The following is an 18,305-nucleotide window of genomic DNA, read 5'->3' as shown; positions in this document are numbered from 1 at the left end:
ACAATGACGGCGGCGGTCTTGTACCGGCAAATGCGGCTGTCGGGGACGGCCCCTGTGGCGGGACAACCAGCAGCGCTGCGCGCGAAGATCTTTTGGGCGAGGGTGGTCAGTATGCGTAAGGGTTATTTCAGGTTCGTCATCGTCAGCCTGGTCGCACTGGCGACCATCATCAATTACATCGATCGCGGTGCGCTGGGTTTTCTTTGGCCTGAAATTTCCGAAGATTTGGGTCTGACCAAGACCGACTACGCCATCATATTGAATGTTTTCACTTTCGCCTATGCCTTCGGGCAGACATTATTCGGCAAGATTTTCGACTGGATCGGGGTGCGGCTTGGATTTGTCCTTTCGATCGTGGTCTGGTCGGCGGCGACCATGCTCCACGCGGCCGCGACCAATCTGACGACCTTCGCGGTTTTCCGTGGTCTGCTCGGTGTCTCGGAAGCCGGCAACTGGCCCGGCGCGACCAAGGCCAACGCCGAATGGTTTCCCATTAACGAACGTTCGCTGGCGCAAGGCATTTTCAATTCCGGTGCGGCAATTGGCGGTATCGTTTCGGCACCGATGATCGGGGTGCTGTTCGTGTTTCTCGAAAGCTGGCAGGCCACCTTTATTGCAGTCGGTGCATTGGGATTTCTGTGGTTGATTCCCTGGCTGATCGTTTACAAATCCGGACCAGAAGCCCACCCTTGGCTTTCCGAGGAAGAACGGCAGTTCATTTTGACCGGTCAGCGCGACCAGGAAACGAACGAGGTTGCGACATATGCACCGGGTTCGGGTGAAATCCTTTCCAAAAAGGAAAGCTGGGGCGTAATCCTCGCATCATTCTTCCTCGATCCGATCTGGTGGCTCTTCATCGGTTGGCTTCCGCTTTATCTCAACGAAACCTACGGGTTCGGAGTCGAGGAAATCGCAGCTTATGCGTCGATACCGTACGTCGGTGCCATGCTTGGTGCATGGTTCGGCGGATTGCTGGCGCAAAACCGGATCAACGCTGGCTGGAGCGTCAACAGGACACGCAAATCCGTGATCACGCTCGGCGGCCTGATTATGCTGGTGTTCCTGTTGCTGACCACGCAGGCAGCAACGCCGTTTCTCGCGGTTATGCTGATGGCTGCAATCCTGTTCGGTTTTCAAACAGCGGTCGGCAATATCCAGACCTTGCCCAGCGATTATTACAGCGGTAGTTCGGTCGGCACACTTGCAGGCTATGCCGGTACAGCGGCAAAACTTGCCGTCGTTCTGCTCAACTTCCTGATCCCGATCATTACAATCAACAGTTATACGCCAGCCTTTGTCGTTGGCGCCGGCCTGGCAATCATGACCGTGCTCTCGGTCTTGATTTTGTGCCCCGATATCAAGCCGCTCAAACCAAAATCCGCATGATCCATCCGAACCAGAACACAGGAACTACAAAATGAAATTTGCAGGCAAAACAGCGATCGTAACCGGTGGCAGCCGCGACATAGGCCGGGCAATATCGGTCAAGCTCGCCAGCGAGGGTGCAAATGTGGTCGTGAATTACTTCAGCAACGAATTTGATGCCGATGCCACCCTGGCGGCCATAGCGGCAGCGGGCGGGGGGAAGGCAGTCAAGGTTAAGGCTGACGTGACGAAAGCGGATGAGGTTGCATCGATGGTTGCCGCAGCGCGTGATGCGTTTGGCGATACAGTCCATATACTGGTTAACAATGCGGGCGGGTTGGTTGCTCGCAAAACTCTGGGCGAGATGGATGAGGAGTTCTTCAACCATGTCATGCAATTGAATGTCACATCGACATTCCTCGCAACGCAGGCCGTCGTGCCGTACATGAGCGAAGGCAGCGCAATCATCAATCTTGCTTCACTTGCCGGACGTGACGGCGGGGGAGGGGGCGCATCAGCCTATGCGACATCCAAGGGGGCGGTAATGACATTCACCCGCGCCATGGCCAAGGAGCTGGGCCCCACGGGTATTCGGGTTAATGCACTATGCCCCGGGATGATCGCGACAGCATTCCACGACAAATTCACACCCGATGCAGCGCGCGAAAACGTTGCAAATTCGACAGCGTTACGCAGGCAGGGCAAGGCTGAAGAAGCCGCCGATCTGGTTGCCTTTCTCGCTTCGGACGAGGCATCGTACGTTACCGGCGCAAACATCGATATCAATGGCGGACTGGCTTACTCCTGACACCGGCCGGTGATCGCGATCAGAACGTATGATGATGAACATATGACCACTTTTATCTTCGGCGAAGCGATGCTGGAATATCATAGCCATGGCGGTACCGGCCTTGGCTATGGAGGTGATACGTTAAACACGGCGGTTCACCTTGCGCGCGCCGGTCATGATGTCGCCTACGTCACGGCGGTTGGAACAGACCCGATCAGCGATGCGCTGGTTGCCGCGTGGTCCAAGGAAGGCATCGACACGCGCTATGTACTGCGTCATCCGGAACGAAATCCTGGCATCTATGCGATCCATCTGGACGACCACGGGGAGCGCAGCTTTCTATATTGGCGCGACCACAGCGCGGCGCGCGAAATGTTTTCCCTTCCCGGGATCGCTGAAGCGATGGCTGCTGCAGAGCAGGCGACACTGGTTTACTACAGCCTGATTACGCTCGCCATTATCGACGACAACGGGCGCGGTAAGCTGCTGCGCCTATCGGAGCGAAGGCGAAATTCCGGCAAGGCGGTGGCATACGACAGCAACTTTCGCCCAGCATTGTGGCCGGACCTTTCAGAAGCGCGGCACGCCTCCCGTTTGGCAATGAGCCATTGCAGCATCGGCCTGCCCACCAACAATGATGAGTGCGAACTTTGGTCCCATTCCGAAGACGAGTTCAAGATAGCATCAGGATGGGTAGAAACCGGTTGTGACATCGTGGCAGTGAAGGCTGCAGAAAAGGGGTGCGTTCTGGCTGATCGTCAATCCGAAATACAGCGCCTCTTTCCGGCAATACCAACTGAAGTTATTGATTCCAGCGGAGCAGGAGATGCATTCAATGGAGGATTTCTGGGCGCCTGGCTGCTGAACGAACCCGTTGAAAGCTGCGTAGAAGCAGGGCAGGCAAAAGCACGCGAAACATTGGCACATCGGGGCGCGATTATCTGAGTAATCTACAGAGGCGGCTGCTATTTCTGGAACCCTTGTTTGTCAGTGTGACTGGCAAGGTCACGCGGCGCTGGCAGCGGTTGGAAAGTGCAGGTTTTGCCAGTCGCCGACAAATTGCAAACAAGCTGGCTGCGCAGTCACCGACGCCGCGCCATCAGGTCCGGGTTTCGGACATTGTGACCGCCAGCGCCGGGTGTTTGACTCCTCAACGCGATAGGATAAGTTCGCAACCAGCATCAAGCGAATCGCTTAAAATCCGCTGATCTTTCCAGTTCGTGGCTTGAATGACCTGGCAAAACGAGAAGCCATATGACCCGGCAAGTAGAGACACGAAGCCTTCTGATCGAGTCTATCCGGCAGGCGATGTGCGGGCACGAACCGCAGGATGCGCGGCTGGCCGAAATGACACGCAACTGGCCGGGTCTCAGCATGCCCGAACGGGGTGCATTGTTGCAGCTTCAGAACTGGACAAAGGACCGTGCGTTGCGGTCCCAGTTTTCGCAGCACGCCCATTATAGCGAACGCCGGTTGGCTCAACTTCTGGACAAGCTCGAACACTATTGAATCCAGATACTAGCGGCGGCACGCCTTGGACGGTGTAACGCTTATCGGTCCGCGTTGGGGATAACTTCGGAACTTTCGGCAATCGCGGTTATTCCGCGGCGGCCTTCACTCCTGCCCAGCTGCACGAAAACATCGATTACCGATGCGGCATAGGCAATCGTGTCTGCGCGCGTAAGGCCGATGCCCGTTTGCATGACCATCAGCGATAACTGTTCCAGCGCACCGCGAATGCTGTTGGCATGAATGGTTGAAAAAGAGCCGGGGTGCCCGGTGTTGATCGCGCGCAGGAAGCTGACGCTTTCCGCGCCCCGTAATTCGCCAAGTACAATCCGGTCAGGGCGCAGCCGCAAGGCTGCCTGAAGCAGTTCGTTGGCAGTTACCTTCGCTTCGCCAAGTTCACCCTTTACCGCCACAAGCCCGACGCCATTGGCGCCGGGAATTCGCAGCTCGGGCGTATCTTCGACCAATATTACCCGCTCGTCCCGGGGTATTTCCCGCAGCATCGCGTTGAGGAAAGTTGTCTTACCGGTCGATGTTCCGCCCGATATCAACACGGTCTTGCGCAGCGCAATTGCGGACCGCAGAAAAGCAACGGGTTCTTTCTGCTTGTCCGGCATGGCTGGCTGTACCGGCGTTTTCAAAGGACCCGAATCGTAAGCGTCGAGCGGCAAATCGAGCCTGCGGTGGCGCCGGATTGCCAGCGTCCAGTGTTTGCGCGTCGCCGGCGGACCGCAGAACTGGATGCGCGCACCATCGGGTAAGGTCGCGCCAAGCAACGGATGCTCGCGGTTAATTCCCTGATGGCTAACTCTTGCAACCTGTTCAGCCAGCCGCTGGATCAACCGGTCATCGATATCGGGTGCTTCTATCCGCTGCATACAGCCCGCCGCGGCGTCCTCGATCCAGACTTCGCCCGGCTGATTGACGAGGATTTCTGTCACGGTATCGCGTTCGAGCCACCGGGTAAACGGTGCGAGATACGCCTTGAGATAGACGCTGCCGCTTTCGCCGGATTGCCCGGGTCCGGGGTCACGCGGCAATCTGTGAACCTCCGCGTTCATCGGGCAAGTCCGTGCGAGCGGGCGTCGATCATGAACTGACTTGCGAGAAATCGAGATCGCGTGCGGTAAACACGCGGATCGGTTCGCCCTGGCGTACGCGAACGGTGGGACCGATCTTGCCACCATCGGTGACCGCTGCTGCCGCTGCGCTGCTGCCGCCCCCTACGACCACCGAAGCGCCGCCGCTGGCAATTGTCGAAAGTCCCCCGACAACCGATAACAGCATGGCGGAACCAAACCGTTTGAAGAAATGGTTGTTCACTTTGCCCGGCAGGCCTGCGGTTCCATCAAAGCCCGTTGCGGGTGATGCAAGATCGACCGACACGCCGTCGGGACGAATGACGCGCGTCCAGATGACATAGGCGCGCTTCTGGCCCGCTTGCAGCCCGCTTTGATACTGGCCGATCAGCCGCGAACTGCGCGGGACCAGAATACGCACGCCGTCAAAGCTGCGGACATCCTGGCTTACGACGGCGCGGACATAGCCCGGTACATCCGTATTGATAGCAGTTTCGAGAATTGCCGGGATCAAAGTGCCTTGTGTTACCGTCGTTCTGGGATCGACCGTTCGCGCTGCCTGAGCCGGACCCCCTCCAACACCGCCGATGCGGCTGGCGAAATCGGTGCCGTTGCTGCTGTCGGGTCCGGGCCCGGACGGAACCGCCGATGCGCCCGTGAACGGCGCGGCCGATGCGCCCGAATCAAACACGATTGTGGGTGATGCATAGGGGTTCGTCATCGGAGCATAATTTGTCTGCGGCGGGGCCGCCAGCACGGGCGATGGTGCGGGGTCGGCACGCGGCGCGATGGCCGGGGCGGGCACCGCGCCGGCTTCTGCGGGCGGTGCAGCTACAACCGCTGGCGGCGGGGCTGTAATTTCCGGATTACCGATGCTTTCGGGCGGTGCGGTGCGGGTCGCATTCAGGCTCCACAGCGTGACCGCGCCAAGCAGGCCGACCACTGCGACGCCGGCGGCGAGGCCAAGCCCGTCCGATTTGCCTTTCCGCTGGGTGACGGCGGGAAAGGAATTGCGGCTCGCCAGGTCGATGATTTCCGCACTTTCACCTTCGCGCGGATCGACGTCGTTGGCAGCTTCCGCCATGCCGGTGTTCGAAAGTTTATTGGCAATGCGCATCAATTCTTCTCCGCTGCCGTGTTAACCAGCCCCGCAAGGGAAGCATCGCCGGATTGGCGTGTTGCGCGCGGCGGCCCGCGATTGACCAGCACTGCTGAATGGTCGCCGGACCGCAGAAATATCTCGCGCGGGACGCCGTCGATAATGATTGTCTCACCGCGAACGGTGAAATTGACTGGGCCTTCGGTCCCTTCTTCATTCTTGATCAGGATGGCGGGTATTGCCTTGCCGCCCGGCCAGGCCAGATACGTCGATTGGCCATCATCATAAGTCCGGTCCGGCAGCAAGCGGCGATCGGCTTTTTTTTCGGCGTCACCAACCCAGGCAAAATTGAGTGCGGCCGGATCGCTCACGGCGTAAGGATCGCTTGCTGCTGCGATTTCAAGTGCGCTCGGCGCCTCCGCCATTGCGGGTTCATCTTGCTCCGGCTCTGGCGGGTAGGAAAAACGCAGCACGTAAAGCGGCCTTGCTCTGGGGTTTGCGACCAGATCGAACAGATAGGTATGTTTGTCTGTCACCACTGTCATATTGGTCGAAGCACGCTGCGCGAGCGGTTTGACGAATAGCAGGTTGGCCCGTTTATTGGGAGTGACCTGCCAGCTTTGCGAATCGCCGATCGCGACGTTCTCGATGCGCTCGTCCTCGTCAAACTGGATCGTCGCCTGAACGGTGGTTTTTCCTTCGATCAGCACGACGGCGCCCGGATCGTACATCCGTTCGATCAGCCGCGCGTCCTGCGCGTGGGCCTGCATGGGCATCATGGGTGCCAAAGCCAGAGCGGGCGCGAGAATTGCGGCGCGCATCATTTCAGTTTCTCCGTTGATCGCGCGGGTGCAGCGCGAAAGCGGCTACCGATCCCTTGTGCGCGTGATTTGGTTGCCATCGCTTCGCCTGCCGCTCTTGTCGGGCGCGCGCCTTCGATGCTGACGATACGGCTGCCACCCGCGCTGCGGGCGGCAGGGCCGCTGTCATTCGCGGGTTGCAACCGCGCCATCGCAGGGACAGTGATCTGGCGATTTGGCGGCAGAATGGTCGCGGGTGCCATGCCGCCGGACTGCGGGGCGGCCGCAGTGTTGACGATCACCGCAGCAGGGCGATCATCGCGCTCGCTGCTGCTTTTGGCGAAACCGAAAACGGTCCAGCCCGCGACCATGGTACCGGCTACTTTAAGGATCAGCGCCATCAGTGCGACATGCACCGCACCAATCAGAAAAAATGCCATAGCGGCGCGGGCATCAATCTGGCCGGGCGTCTGCACCAGTATCCGCAGCACAGGTACCGCGGCTTCCAGCATCACGCCGCCTGCCAGAACTGCAAACAGCGGCGTAATGGCAAGCATCACCACGCCTTTCAGCCAGCCCACGAACAATCCGCGCGTCGCAGGGAACAGCGCCATCACCACGAACACCGGCCCCACAGCAATCAGCACGGCCAGCGCGATCCGCGTGGTGACCAGAACACCGACGGTCCCCAACAAAAACAGGATCGCCCCAAGCCACAACAAGCCGGGGGGCGAGAACGCCGTGATTTCGGCGGAATTGATGCCCGCTGTGGTCTGTTCGATTGCAGCAAAAGCAATGTCGATATTTTCCGCAAACAAGATCGTCGCGGAGCGTTGGGTGCCCGCCATGATCGTCGCGATCTGATCGGGTGCCGCAGTGGCCAGGTTCCACACCACGCTTTGATACGCGGCCCAGCTGGTTGCAAAGGTCAGCACCAGTCCCAGCGTGACCATTCGCGGTGTCAGTGAGGCAATTCCGATACGGCTGCGCCCGGTAATCAACGCAAAAGCGAAAAAGGCGATAAACAGCGTCAGCAGGATGGTAAGCGCAGGTGCAAGCGCGCCTTCGCTGCCGAACAGACGGCCAAATGCGGATTGCGTTGTTTCGGCGGCAAGACAGTCCACGGCCCGCAGGCTGGCTGCAATGCCCGAGCCCAGGCCCTCCAGCGAATTGTTGCAGGACGGATTCATTCTGCAGCCGCCAACGGATAATCATCGGTCATACGCTCGCCAGGCCAGTCATGACCTGTGAGCAGCGGATACCAGTCGGCCGGATCATCCCCGACAGAAGCGCGGATCCGGTCAAGGCTGCGGACCGAGCTTTCGCGGCCGGACAGCACAGTCAGCACTTCGGGCGCGCTCGACAGGTCAAGCCGCACGACAACGCTGGCATCGGGCTGCCTGACCAGAAAGCACCGGCTATGCGCGGGCAGCGAACGGATAAGAGCGAGTTCGTGCGCGGTTAGGCCAAAGCCGTCACAATAATCCTCTGCCCGCGCACGCGAATTGGGCATGAACACCATCGTCGCGGTCTGTTCGACCAGCGCGGTAGCAATCTTGCTATCGAGCGCATCGCGCGCGCTTTGCGTGGCAAATCCAACCAGTGCGTTGCGTTTCCGCAAGGTTTTAAGCCAGTCACGGATACGCGCGGCAAAAACTTCGTCATCCAGCGCCTTCCACCCCTCGTCGATCAGGATCATCGACGGTTCACCGTCAAGCCGCTCCTCGATCCGGTGGAACAGATACATCATGGTGGGTGTACGCAGGCGCGGATTATCAAGCAGCGCGGTCATGTCGAAGCCGAGAACGCGGTTGCGCAGATCCAGCCGGTCATGTTCATTGTCGAACAGCCAGTCATGCTCACCCCCGTCAATCCACGGGGTCAGGCGGTCAGCAAGATCGCCCGGCGCCGGACGGCGTGCACCCGACAGCAACTCGCGGAAATGCCGCAGGCGCCGCAAGCCGGCGTCATTGGCATAGGCTGCATCCACCGCCTCGGCCAGCAACGCCAACTCTTCAGGACCTTCGGCCTTCAGCAGAACGCCTAGCCAATCGCGCAGAAAGGCGCGGTTTGTTGGCGTGTCGGGCAAGGCAAGCGGATTGAACCCGGTCGGCTCGCCCGCGCTGATCCTGTCGTATCGCCCACCAATTCCGCGCACGAACACTTCGGCGCCGCGGTCCTTGTCGAACAGAATGGTCCGCGGATTGAACTTCTGCGCCTGCGCCGCGAGGAAGTTCATCACCACGGTCTTGCCCGAACCGCTGGGGCCGATGACACTGAAATTTCCTAGGTCGCCGTGATGGAAATTGAAGAAAAACGGCGTGGCGCTGGTGGTTTCCAGCAAGGTTACAGCATCGCCCCAATGATTGTTTTCGGCCTGGCCCAGCGCGAAGCCGTGCAGCGAACCGAAACTTGCCATATTGGCGCTGGATATCATTGCGCGGCGGACCAGATAGACTTCGTTGCCGGGAAACTGGCCCCAGAACGCGGGCTCGAGATTGGTGTCTTCGCGAACTGCAATCGCGCCGCTATCGGCCAGGGCTGCAGCAGCGGCGGCAGTCATGTCGTCAAGACCGTCAAGCGTGTGCGAGCGAACCTGAATGGTCAGATGATGATCGCCAAAAGTGGCAGAGCCTGCACCCAGTTCGTCGCGCGCAGCCAGCATATCGGCACGTTCCGCTGCCGCATCTTCATCGGCAGAACGCAGACGCCTGATCGCCAGATCCATCTTCTCGCGCGCTGTCTGGCGTTCTGCCGGAGCATAGCTTTCGGACACGATCATTTCGCAGGGCAACCGCAGCAGACCGTCCAGCAGGCCCGGCGATGTGGCGTCTGGATATTCCTTCAACGACAAAATCGACGAAAATTCCGCCCCGCTTGCTCCGCGGGTTTCCATCGCATCAAGGCCGAAGCTGACGCGGCGATATGGCAGCATATGACCGATGTCTGTTTCTTCCGCCGGACAGCGGACCGGGCGCATTTCCCCATTATACAGTGCCGAAAGCAGTTCGAGAATTTCCGAATTCGTCTTGTCGCCGCTTGCCGGATACTCGCCAAGCAAGCGTGCGCCGTAAGCGCCCAGCGAAGCGACCAGCCCGCTGGCGGCCGCGCGTAACGCGCGCAGGTCCCGCGGGTCCGTCTCGGTTTCGCCCTTACCGTTCTTGCGCCACAATTTGGCTGCCCGTTCCGCAAAACCGGCCTTGCCGCGTGCGGGGCGCCTGATCAGCGTGATAAACTGGTCGTTGATAAACAAGGACCCTGAGCCCAGCCGTTCGCGCCACCGATTATCGATATGTGCCGACAGCGGATCGCTGAACTCGGCGTCCAAAGTGGCTTCGACCTTCCGCCGGATGACATGATGGTACAGCACGAAACGCGCGTCCAGTGCAGACCGCAGCATGATTTCGCGGGTTGCGGCATGCGCATTGAGCGCTTCGGAATCTTCGGTTTCGAACAACAGTCCGGGCACTTGCAACGCCATCATGAGCGAACCGTCCCGCAGCGCGAGACAGTGATCGTCGAGCAGTTCGGCGTAAGGCAAGCGGTCGCCGGCAGCGGCTTCCTTCGCGCTCCACCCGGCTGCTCCAATCCATTTGTTCACGTCGCGCGGCCCTCCTCAGGCCAAGGGCTCGGAAGCCGGTTCAGGGGGCGTAGGAATTGCAACCCCAGCGCTTCCAGTTTTTTACTCTCGGGCAGCGGCTGACTTTCGTAAGCCACAAGTCGAAAATGCGCGGTTCGCGCAGACAGGCGAAATATCCGATGCCATGAATGACCAGTGCAGCAGGCAGCGCGAGAAAGCTGCCGGTGATCAGGAACAATTCGGTCGTGACAGCGGCATTGATAATGAAGAAATTATAAGTGACGCCACCAAACATCTGCGGCCTGGTAAGCGCGCGGTGGACGGGGTGGCGGATCAGCGCAGTCACAGTTCAACCTACCGCCGCTGCGGACTGGATGCCCGACACGATCGATGCAGCGCCAAACAGGATGAAACAGCCGATGATGACCGTTGCGCCGAAGCGCCAGTTCATCCGCCCGGTGAGCATCATGAAGCCGACAGCAGCCACCGCCATAACCGCGACGGCAGTGGCAACATTGCCCAGCAGCGTTCCCTGCATCCAGGCAAGTGCGGATACGATCGGGCCGGAGCCTTGCGGATCGGCAGATTGCGCCAGCACAGCGGTTGGCGACAGGGCTGATACAATTGCGGTCAGCACAGCGAGGCGAGTGGACGAACTCATCAAGTCATCTCCGGGAATGATCGGACAGGCGGCCCATAATGGCCGCAACATAGTTTTTGGTTTCACGAATTTCGGGCACGCCGCCGGCGCGGATTACGCGTCCTGGCCCGGCATTATAGGCCGCGAGGGCGCGTTCCAGATCGCCGTCGAAGCGGTCGATCTGCTGGCGTAAATACCGCGCGCCGCCCTCGAGATTGGCGAAGGGATCATCAGGGTTCACGCCCAGCTCCCGTGCAGTGCCCGGCATCAGTTGGGCAAGCCCGCGTGCACCCACCGGCGACACCGCATTCGCGCGCCAGCGGCTCTCCTGCCAAACCAGGGCTTCGATCAGCGAAGGGCTGAGATCGAATCGCGCGGACAGTTCATGAACTTTGGCAGAATAGGCGGCGGGAAGGTTGGCAGCCGCGACTTGCGGATAAGCGACCGCGTGATCGGGAACGACGGGCATTTCGCCTTCGGCAAAGAAGGTGAGGTTCGGCTCGCCCGTTGTGGTTTCCAAAGCACCGGACAGTGGGGAAACTGGTCCGCCGGCGATCCATGAATAGGCGCCGTCATCAATTTCCAAGACATCGGCAATGGCGACGCCGGGCAAGCAGAAGGGTGCGGCCAGAGCTGTCGCCACCAAAATTTGCTGCCGAATCGTAACGCGCGTAAACATCTAACCCTCCGTTTGGAGCTAGATGAAACCGCGAGATGACAATCCTGTGACAGGCAGGTCATTTTTCCGGTAAGAACTGCGCAGCCGGTCAAACGCCGCAGTTACGGCCCGGGTTCAGGGCAATCCACGACATTCGATAACGGAACTTGGTTCTATAAGGAACCAGTGCAGGCCCTTGATTCTCGTCCAGCCTGCTGTCCGCAAATGCCGGATGGATACCCTATTTTGCGCTGGCAAATTGCGGACCGGAACCGTTTGCCTGCGTATCCAGCATGGCAATCGCGTTACGCGCGAGCCACCGCGAGTCGACCCAGTTTCCGGCGGCAGTTTCCAGCTGGAACCGTTCGCTGCTTGTCAGTGCTGCCAGAAACATCTGCCTGGCCTGGGCGGTTCGTCCATCACGCGCATAAGCAATACCCAGATTGATTAGCGCTGCGGGATCGGCCGGCTGATTGGCAACCCGCGCTTCCAGATGTTCCAGCGCAATAGCGTTCTGATCGGCTGCCAGCTGAACATAAGCCACATCGACCTGGTCCGCCGCAGAGGGGGCAGCCTGAGCAAGCATTGCTGCTGCAAGGACAGTTATGAGCGTCATATCGTCTCTCCCAAGACAGTGTTCGATAGGATGGATTATGAACCTGCAAACCAGAACTGCAATAAAATTGTAACATTGTCATTAAACTGTAATATACCGCTATCGTAGCGGTCCACAGAGTAAACCGCTGGAATCCTGCGACTACTCGCAACTGTTGTCATATTGGTCATATAAGGCACACATAAGCGACGGTTAAAAAAAGCATTTTTTGAAAAGAAACTGTCATAGACCGCCCCTAATTGCTTCCTCAGCGAAACCGTTTCGCACTCTGATTCTCCGGTTTTATTGAGGGGCCGTCCGCCATGACACATTTCACCCGTTCGCTTATTCTTGGTTGCAGTATGCTGGCACTTACCGCCTGCGGCCCCGATGAAATTTCGTCCCCCGGTACCGGCGGCAATATTACCATCAACAATCCGTCACCCACGCCGCCGGCCACACCAACACCGACGCCGACGGCCACAGTTACGGCGGCAAGCGGCTGCCCGACGATCAGCGATCCACAAGGCCTGACAGACGAAGGCACGATCAGCGGGCCCACCGGCACCTATCGCATCTGCGCCATGCCTTCGCGCTTCAACTCATCCTCCACGCTCCCTTATATCAGGGGCCTCGTGTACCGGATGCCCGGACGTGTGGACGTGGGAACGGACGGCGGGCCAACTGCAAGCGCGGCTGACACCAACGTGACGCTCTCGATCGAGCCGGGCGCTATCGTTTACGCCAGCGGATCATCGTTCCTGATGGTCAACCGCGGCAACAGGATAAACGCAGCCGGGACAGCAACCCGGCCAATCATCTTCACCAGCCGCGACAATGTGCTCGGCCTCAATTCCGAAACATCGTCGGGTCAGTGGGGCGGCGTCGTATTGGCGGGCCGTGCTCCGGTAACCGATTGTATCGCACCGGGCGCGACACCGGGCACGACGGGCTGCGAACGCCAGGTCGAAGGTGCGGCGCAGCCGGCCCTGTTCGGCGGCGCAACCCCTGGCGACAGCTCGGGCACGTTGCGATATGTGCAAATCCGCTACTCCGGTTTCGTTCTGTCAGGTGATAGCGAGCTTCAGTCTCTCACGACCGGCGGCAGCGGCTCGGGCACAAGGATTGACCACATCATGAGCTACAACAGCTCGGATGACGGCGTCGAATTCTTTGGTGGCCGGGTAAATGTCAAAAACTTGATCGTCGTGGGCGCTGAAGACGATTCGCTCGACACGGACACAGGCGTGAAAGCCAATCTGCAATATGTCATCGCCATCCAGCGCGCCGGCGCCGGTGACACCATTATCGAGGCGGATTCCAGCAATGGTCTGGAAGCGCAAACGCCGCGCCAGAATACGCAAATCTCAAACGCCGTATTCCAGCACCGCAATGCCAGTTCCCCGCAAGCCATCCGGCTTCGCGGCGGGACTGACTATGCCTTGTTCAACACCGTAGTGGTTGCCGATAGCGGCGTTCCCTGCATCCGCATCGACGATGCAGCAACGATTGCTGCCGCCAATGCCGGTGCTGACGAAGCCGGTCCGCCGCGCTTCAACTCCACCGCGCTGAACTGCACGACCAACTTCCGCGATGGCAGCAGCGGCGGCGCTTCGGCTGCCCAGGCTCAAACCCTGTTTAACGGCGGGACCAACAACAACGGAACCTTCATCAACACGCTCGCGATGTTGTTCATAAACGGAGCCAACGAATCCGGGCTGACCGCGTTCAATCCGACCGGTGCGTCAACCTTCTTCGACAACGCCGCTTATGTCGGTGCGGTGAATGGAGCTGCGGACACCTGGTACCAGGGTTGGACCTGCAACTCATCCGCAGCGTCCTTTGGTAGCAACACCGGCAACTGCGCGACCCTCCCGGTCTATTAAGCAGCGCCTTGGAGGGATGCGTGCGCTGCGGCGGACGCATCCCTTCATCTTTTCGCCGGAGTTTTCGAACCGGTAGCAATTACAGACCTGATTTACGAAGGGGTCTTCCAAATGTCTCTTGGCATCTATCCCGCCCGCACGCCGACCGCAGGGATCCGGCTCTTGGCTATCCTGCTGCTTTCTACAGCCTTGACGCTGCCGGCGGCGGCTTTCGCACAGGACGCCGGCGACCTTCCGGCTGTGGATGAACGCGAAACCATCGCCGATGGCGACCAGCAGCCGCAGGATAGCGCACAGGACCAAACGGAGGAGGACCCGCAGGAAGCGGATGTATCGATCCCTGGCGGGGGCGGCGAAATTGTCGTCACCGGCCGCCGCGACCGTGATGTCACACGCAGTTCGACGCAGGTGGTTTCGGTCCTTTCAGCCGCTGATATCGCCCGCACAGGCGAAGGTGATATTGCCGGCGCGCTGAGCCGGGTAACCGGCCTTTCAACCGGCGGAAACGGGCTGGTTTATGTGCGCGGCCTTGGCGACCGTTATTCGCTGGCCTTGCTCAACGGATTGCCGCTGCCGAGCCCGCAGCCGCTGAGCCGGGTCGTTCCGCTTGATATTTTCCCGACCAATATCGTCGCCTCCAGTCTGGTGCAAAAAACCTATTCGGCAAATTTTCCGGGCGAATTTGGCGGCGGTGTCATCAATCTGACGACCCGCGCGGTACCGGAAGAAAGTTTTCTGAAAATCGGCGGCAGCATCAGCGGCGACAGCCAGACTACGGGCATGGAAGGTTATGCCTATTACGGGTCTGATATTGACTGGACCGGTTTTGATGACGGTACGCGCGACGTGCCCCGTGCGCTGCAGCAATTTTTCGACAGCGGGGCGCGCTTGTCCGACCTTGGGGTGGACCAGCAGGCGATCGGCCGGGAGCTGGGCAATCCAAACCTTGTTCTGACGCAGAACCTGGGCGGGATTCCGGCGAATTTTTCGGGCTCGATTACTGGTGGAACATCCTTCGATGCCTTTTCCGATGGCCGCCTTGGAGTGATTGCGACTGCATCGATCAGCAACAAATGGCGCAACCGCGTCATTACCAATCAGAGCGCAGTCAACGCCGATCTCGATCTCGATTCGGATTTTCGTGATTTCACGACCGACAACCGGATTGTCGTGAACGGCCTGATTGGTTTTGGTCTGGAGATAGGCGAACACCAGTTCCGCTGGACCAATCTGTATATCCGCGACACCCTGAAGCAGGCGCAACTGTCATTCGGAGACGATTTCCAGTCGGGTTTTTCCAAGCAGATCCAGAACACCGGCTGGTTCGAACGCGAATTGCTGGATACGCAATTTGTCGGCGAGATGGAGTTTGGCGATCTTGGCGTGGATGTGCGCGCCGGATACGCGCAAACGCAGCGTGAGGCACCGTTTGAATATTCTTTCGAATATGTCCGCACCAACGAAGCCAATGATCCCTTTGGCCAGCTGTTCGTCAATGTGCTCGACCGGCAACGCGGCAACGCCTCGGTTACTTTCTCTCAATTGCAGGAAGAACTTTACTACACCGGGTTCGACGTCAATTATCCGCTCACCACCTGGCTGAGCGCGACCGCCGGTTATGCATATACCAAGACTGACCGATATTCTGAACGGCGCGAGTTTCTGTTCGACGCCAGCAGCGATTTTCCCGACGGGGTGGGCGCTTTTCGCCCCGATTACCTGCTTGGTGACGCGGTTATCGATTTTTATGACGTCGGTTTGATCGAGACCACGCAGTCCGACCCGGCATTCGAGGCCGGATTGGAAATCCATGCGGGCTACGGCAAGCTGCAGATTACCCCGGTCGATCGCGTCACGCTGGATATCGGAGTGCGGTACGAAACCGCGGACCAAACGGTTGATCCGGTGAATGTTTTCGCGGTCGCCATCGATTCGGGCAATAATACGGCGCTGTCGAATGATTATTTTCTGCCCGCAGGAACGCTGACCTTCGAAGCGACGGAAAGTTTGCAGCTGCGGCTTGCAGCGTCAAAAACCATTGCCCGGCCGCAATTTCGCGAACTGGTTTTTCAGACCTATTATGATCCGGACACCAACCGCCAGTTCAATGGCAACCCGTTTCTGGTCGATAGCGAACTGATCAATGCCGAGGTCAAGGCCGAATACTATTTCGACCGCGGCAAGCGTATTGCGGTTGCTGGTTTCTACAAGGACATCACGAACCCGATCGAAGCCTATTCCAGCTTCTCCGACAATGAACAGGTAACCAGCTTCGCTAATGCGCCGTCAGCAACGCTTTACGGTGTCGAAGCCGATATCCAGTACAATTATGACCTGTATGATCTGGGCAGCTGGTTCGAATCCAAACAAGCCGTGTTCAGTGCCAATTACACTTATACCCGGTCCGAAATAAAAGTTGCCGATGGTGACACGACAAGCGTTTTCCCGGGCGGCACGCGACCTGCGTCAGACTTTTTCCGCGATGGCGGAGCGCTGACAGGTCAGTCCGACCATCTTGTAAACGTCCAGCTTGGTCTGGAGGATCTGGACCGCCTGCAGCAATTCACCTTGCTTGTCTCATACGGCAGCGAACGGGTTACAAGCCGCGGCACCAATGCGTTGCCCGATATTGTCGAATATCCCGGTTTGAAAGTCGATTTCGTTGTACGCCAGTTGGCGACGGTGTTCGGGCAGGATTTCGAAATCAAGGGCGAAGTCCGCAATATTTTCGGACGCAGCTTTCAGGAATACCAGACGAACGGTACCAACCGGATCGAAATCAACAGCTATGATCTGGGCACATCGTTCTCGCTCGGGGTTTCGGCCGAGTTCTGACGACACGAAAAAGGGCAGCTTATGGCTGCCCTTTATTGTGTCAGGAATTGCGGACAGTCAGGCGTTCGGCGCGTCGAACACATAGCCGTGCCAGCGCACCGTCCTGACAGGATTGCCTGCACCCGCCTTTTTCAGCGCCTTGCGAAGTCGCCCGATCCAGACATCGACGCTGCGTTCGTCGATTTTTTGTTCCTTGCTCGATATTGCTTCGATCACGTCCTGCCGGGACAGAAGCCGGTTGGGGTTTTCCGCCAGAAACCTCAGTAACCGGAAGCCACCTGGTTGAAGTGCGATCGGCACACCGTCCCAGCGGGCTATCAGTGCCTCCATATCGATTACCAATGGGCCAACCACCAGTTGCTTCAGCGAATGGCGCCGGCTGGTCGCCAGCAAGGCCATCACCCTGTCGAGCACTGCCGTGCGATCAACGGGACCGACCATGTAATCATCCGCACCCGCGCTTAGCGCACGGCGGCGATCCTGTACGTCGTCACGCTCGAGAACCATTGTAACATGGGCATCGGCCGTGCGCGGGTCGGCGCGCAGCCGCCGGCACATTTCGAGCCCTGAAAGATCCGGCATCAGCCAGTCGACAAATGCCCAGACCGGCCCGTCGGTCAGTCTTATCGGCGCGTCGCCGCGAATTCTGTCGAAGGTAAATTTCTTGTCATCATGAACAAAGTCCAGGTTGCTTTCGCCCACTGCACTTGTCGTTAGGATGTTTACCACCTGCATAGCCCTTAAGCCCCGTTTCGGAGCTTGTGATGCAACCTTCATGTGACGCAGATATTACGGAATTGGCGGTAAAATGCGGAATTTTGATCAATTGGTCGGTTCTTGCGGAAAAATTATCCTGCCGTCCGCCTTTACCGGCTTTCTACTACCGCCAGCCGGCCCGGAACTGACGGCGGATCCGATGCAATTTCATTCCGCCGTAAGGCAATGCTGCCTATTGCAGCAAATCGTCAGCCATATCGAGTCCGGTCTGTCTGCCGCCGACGAAGATGTGAATTTGCGGCTCGACAACAGAGGCATGGTCCAGCGCGCCTGGTTTGACAAACACGTAACCGGGATCGGCATCGCATTCCAGAAACAGTCCCGAACCGCATTTTGCGCAGCTGCGCCGGTGAACGGCACGCCCGGAATCACCGATAACAGTATAGGTAGAAAGATGGCCCTTGGCTGAAAAGCCGGCGGCGGGGACCATCAGTTCCACCGAAAACGGGCTGCCGGTCGTCAGCTGGCAATCTTTGCAATGACAATAAAAAGTCAGCTCGGGCTCGCCGGAAAACTGCAGGGCAGTGTTACCGCATTGGCAGCGGCCCTTGTGAATGTCAGTCATGATCGGTTCCATGTGTGTCGCGGGTCTTGCAGGTCGTGAAGATCTGCGAGCGTGCAAAGGCGAGGCCGGCGGTTGCGGCAGTACCGGGTGCGGACCGGCGGCGGGACACTTGGTTATCGGGCATGAT

At 58.8% G+C, this 18,305-nt stretch carries 18 protein-coding genes; 6 read left to right on the top strand and 12 right to left on the bottom strand.

Annotated features, from left to right (window positions below):
• The first annotated feature begins 54 nt into the window (after positions 1-54).
• From WFP06_RS10280 to WFP06_RS10265, 4 genes are all read left to right on the top strand, one after another.
• The gene (locus WFP06_RS10280) at positions 55-1,386 is read left to right on the top strand and encodes an MFS transporter (RefSeq protein WP_336987077.1); all 1,332 of its coding nucleotides are present in this window, start codon (positions 55-57) and stop codon (positions 1,384-1,386) included.
• Between the two features lie 31 nt (positions 1,387-1,417).
• Positions 1,418-2,173 (top strand): SDR family NAD(P)-dependent oxidoreductase, encoded by a 756-nt coding sequence (locus WFP06_RS10275; protein WP_336987076.1) that lies wholly within the window; start codon positions 1,418-1,420, stop codon positions 2,171-2,173.
• A gap of 42 nt (positions 2,174-2,215) precedes the next feature.
• Complete coding sequence (locus tag WFP06_RS10270) at positions 2,216-3,100, top strand: sugar kinase (protein WP_336987075.1); 885 nt, start codon at positions 2,216-2,218, stop codon at positions 3,098-3,100.
• A gap of 309 nt (positions 3,101-3,409) precedes the next feature.
• Positions 3,410-3,664 carry a hypothetical protein gene (locus tag WFP06_RS10265; protein ID WP_336987074.1) on the top strand — a complete coding sequence of 85 codons (255 nt, stop codon included), beginning with the start codon at positions 3,410-3,412 and terminating at the stop codon, positions 3,662-3,664.
• 41 nt (positions 3,665-3,705) lie between these two features.
• Here WFP06_RS10265 and virB11 read toward each other — a convergent pair whose 3' ends face one another.
• The 9 genes from virB11 to WFP06_RS10220 form a co-directional block, all read right to left on the bottom strand.
• Positions 3,706-4,725 carry a P-type DNA transfer ATPase VirB11 gene (gene virB11 / locus WFP06_RS10260; RefSeq protein WP_336987073.1) on the bottom strand — a complete coding sequence of 340 codons (1,020 nt, stop codon included), beginning with the start codon at positions 4,723-4,725 and terminating at the stop codon, positions 3,706-3,708.
• A 28-nt stretch (positions 4,726-4,753) separates the two neighbouring features.
• Positions 4,754-5,860, bottom strand: a complete 1,107-nt coding sequence (locus tag WFP06_RS10255; RefSeq protein WP_336987072.1) for a TrbI/VirB10 family protein — start codon at positions 5,858-5,860, stop codon at positions 4,754-4,756.
• Positions 5,860-6,666 (bottom strand): TrbG/VirB9 family P-type conjugative transfer protein, encoded by an 807-nt coding sequence (locus WFP06_RS10250; protein ID WP_336987071.1) that lies wholly within the window; start codon positions 6,664-6,666, stop codon positions 5,860-5,862. The genes WFP06_RS10255 and WFP06_RS10250 overlap by 1 nt, the downstream gene beginning before the upstream one ends.
• Positions 6,663-7,832 carry a type IV secretion system protein gene (locus tag WFP06_RS10245; RefSeq protein WP_336987070.1) on the bottom strand — a complete coding sequence of 390 codons (1,170 nt, stop codon included), beginning with the start codon at positions 7,830-7,832 and terminating at the stop codon, positions 6,663-6,665. The genes WFP06_RS10250 and WFP06_RS10245 overlap by 4 nt, the downstream gene beginning before the upstream one ends.
• A complete protein-coding gene (locus WFP06_RS10240; protein ID WP_336987069.1) occupies positions 7,829-10,243 on the bottom strand; it encodes a VirB4 family type IV secretion/conjugal transfer ATPase in 2,415 nt (804 codons plus the stop codon). The genes WFP06_RS10245 and WFP06_RS10240 overlap by 4 nt, the downstream gene beginning before the upstream one ends.
• A gap of 40 nt (positions 10,244-10,283) precedes the next feature.
• A complete protein-coding gene (locus WFP06_RS10235) occupies positions 10,284-10,568 on the bottom strand; it encodes a VirB3 family type IV secretion system protein (protein WP_336987068.1) in 285 nt (94 codons plus the stop codon).
• 3 nt (positions 10,569-10,571) lie between these two features.
• Positions 10,572-10,883 (bottom strand): TrbC/VirB2 family protein, encoded by a 312-nt coding sequence (locus tag WFP06_RS10230; protein ID WP_336987067.1) that lies wholly within the window; start codon positions 10,881-10,883, stop codon positions 10,572-10,574.
• A gap of 4 nt (positions 10,884-10,887) precedes the next feature.
• Positions 10,888-11,541 carry a lytic transglycosylase domain-containing protein gene (locus WFP06_RS10225; RefSeq protein ID WP_336987066.1) on the bottom strand — a complete coding sequence of 218 codons (654 nt, stop codon included), beginning with the start codon at positions 11,539-11,541 and terminating at the stop codon, positions 10,888-10,890.
• Between the two features lie 220 nt (positions 11,542-11,761).
• On the bottom strand, positions 11,762-12,136 hold the full coding sequence (locus WFP06_RS10220) for a hypothetical protein (RefSeq protein ID WP_336987065.1): 375 nt from the start codon (positions 12,134-12,136) through the stop codon (positions 11,762-11,764).
• A 302-nt stretch (positions 12,137-12,438) separates the two neighbouring features.
• Here WFP06_RS10220 and WFP06_RS10215 point away from each other — a divergent pair, with 302 nt between their 5' ends.
• Complete coding sequence (locus WFP06_RS10215; RefSeq protein WP_336987064.1) at positions 12,439-14,001, top strand: hypothetical protein; 1,563 nt, start codon at positions 12,439-12,441, stop codon at positions 13,999-14,001.
• 111 nt (positions 14,002-14,112) lie between these two features.
• Positions 14,113-16,836 (top strand): TonB-dependent receptor domain-containing protein, encoded by a 2,724-nt coding sequence (locus tag WFP06_RS10210; protein ID WP_336987063.1) that lies wholly within the window; start codon positions 14,113-14,115, stop codon positions 16,834-16,836.
• Between the two features lie 57 nt (positions 16,837-16,893).
• Here WFP06_RS10210 and WFP06_RS10205 read toward each other — a convergent pair whose 3' ends face one another.
• From WFP06_RS10205 to WFP06_RS10195, 3 genes are all read right to left on the bottom strand, one after another.
• On the bottom strand, positions 16,894-17,571 hold the full coding sequence (locus WFP06_RS10205; RefSeq protein WP_336987062.1) for a response regulator transcription factor: 678 nt from the start codon (positions 17,569-17,571) through the stop codon (positions 16,894-16,896).
• Between the two features lie 214 nt (positions 17,572-17,785).
• Positions 17,786-18,178: a GFA family protein gene (locus WFP06_RS10200; protein ID WP_336987061.1), complete on the bottom strand. Its 393-nt coding sequence runs from the start codon at positions 18,176-18,178 to the stop codon at positions 17,786-17,788.
• The gene (locus tag WFP06_RS10195) at positions 18,171-18,302 is read right to left on the bottom strand and encodes a hypothetical protein (RefSeq protein WP_336987060.1); all 132 of its coding nucleotides are present in this window, start codon (positions 18,300-18,302) and stop codon (positions 18,171-18,173) included. The genes WFP06_RS10200 and WFP06_RS10195 overlap by 8 nt, the downstream gene beginning before the upstream one ends.
• Positions 18,303-18,305: the final 3 nt, after the last annotated feature.

It is taken from the genome of Altererythrobacter aquiaggeris, assembly GCF_037154015.1.
Taxonomy (GTDB): domain Bacteria; phylum Pseudomonadota; class Alphaproteobacteria; order Sphingomonadales; family Sphingomonadaceae; genus Aestuarierythrobacter; species Aestuarierythrobacter aquiaggeris.
This window is presented reverse-complemented; position numbering and strand designations above follow the sequence as displayed.